This is a genomic window from Mucilaginibacter psychrotolerans, from assembly GCF_004519315.1.
Classification (GTDB): Bacteria; Bacteroidota; Bacteroidia; order Sphingobacteriales; family Sphingobacteriaceae; genus Mucilaginibacter; species Mucilaginibacter psychrotolerans.
Genome location: NZ_SOZE01000092.1, coordinates 1 through 669, shown reverse-complemented (window position 1 = coordinate 669; position 669 = coordinate 1). Strand labels below are relative to the sequence as shown.

Annotated in this window: 1 protein-coding gene; it reads left to right on the top strand. The window is 45.0% G+C overall.

The window, feature by feature from the left end; translation table 11 throughout:
- Window positions 1-91 precede the first annotated feature (91 nt).
- On the top strand, window positions 92-669 hold a 578-nt coding region (locus tag E2R66_RS28160), incomplete at its 3' end, for a transposase (protein ID WP_134738028.1).

Below are 669 nucleotides of genomic sequence, written 5' to 3'. Positions count from 1 at the left end.
GTATATATAATTGATTGTTAGTATATTATATAATAAATTCCTTTTAAAAGTGCAAAGGTTTTAGTATTTTAGGGTCATAATCCTTGCACTAATGATCAAGTACAAATCTGCTAATCAGCTAAGCATTGAAGAATTTCGGACACCATTTGAGCTTAAGCTGGATAAAGAGAACCGCTGGGTAAAGCTGGCTTCTATCATTCCCTGGGATGAACTGGCAGGTATTTATTACCAGTCGATGAGTACGGGCATGGGTGCGCCATCTATCGATGCCCGTATCGTTATCGGCTCGATGGTCATCAAACATAAGCTAAAGCTTGATGACCGGGAAGTGGTAGAGACCATCAGGGAAAACATCTACCTGCAATACTTCCTGGGATTAAGTGCTTATACCGCAGAACCGTTGTTTGACCGAAGCCTGTTTACCGCTTTTCGTTATCGTTTAGGTCAGGACAAATTTGACCTGATGAGCCAGCGGATCATTGCTGCTGCCCTGGGTATTCCAGGGACTGAGGCAGCTGAAAAACAGGAAGGTAAACCACCAGGCGACCGGGATAATGCCCGTGTTGATCAAAGCGCAACCGGGGCAGACCAGCCAGTACAAAATGAGCCATCTCCGAAAGGGAAACTGAAAATGGATGCTACGGTGGCCGATCAGCTGATCAAATACCC